The organism is Halobacillus sp. BBL2006, from assembly GCF_000786645.1.
In the GTDB taxonomy this organism is placed as follows: Bacteria; Bacillota; Bacilli; order Bacillales; family Halobacillaceae; genus Halobacillus.
This window is the reverse complement of the sequence record NZ_JRNX01000924.1, coordinates 1-561: the sequence shown is the minus strand read 5'-3', so window position 1 is coordinate 561 and position 561 is coordinate 1. Positions and strand designations below refer to the sequence as shown.

At 44.6% G+C, this 561-nt stretch carries 1 protein-coding gene; it reads left to right on the top strand.

The annotated features are described in order from the left end of the window. The coding region (locus LD39_RS21125; RefSeq protein WP_197061474.1) for an ADP/ATP-dependent (S)-NAD(P)H-hydrate dehydratase at positions 1-437 on the top strand (437 nt) is incomplete at its 5' end. Positions 438-561 lie beyond the last annotated feature (124 nt).

Genomic DNA, 561 nt, shown 5'->3' with positions numbered 1-561 from the left:
TTAAACAAAGAAGAGCGCCTACCGTGCTGACACCACACCCTGGAGAATTCGCTCACTTGACTGGATTATCGATTCAAGATGTGTTGCGGTCTCCTTTTTCCTACAGTCGTGAATTTGCTGATGAGTATGGTGTATATCTTGTTTTGAAAGGTCCATCTACAATCATCACAGCTCCTGATGGAGTGCAAAGAGTAGATGTTTCTGGAAATGCAGGATTAGCTAAAGGTGGAAGTGGAGATGTGCTTTCAGGCATCCTGTTTGCTATGATGCTGCAGACAGGTTCACTAATGGACGCGCTGAGCAATGGCTGTGTCCTCCATGGATATACGGCTGAGTCGTTGACCGGGGAAAAGCATTCGAAGACAGACCTACTCGCTTCCGACGTCATTGAAGGTTTATCCCGAACCTTTCGTACATTTTCTTCTGCATCCAGATAAAAACGTTCCCTTTGTCCTTAAGTAGAGACAAAGGAGTTGAGTCCTATGCAAAGACGTTTTCTGATCCTATTGTTTTCCTTGTTCGTTTTAGGTGCTTTAACGGCTTGTGGATCTCAATCAAAAG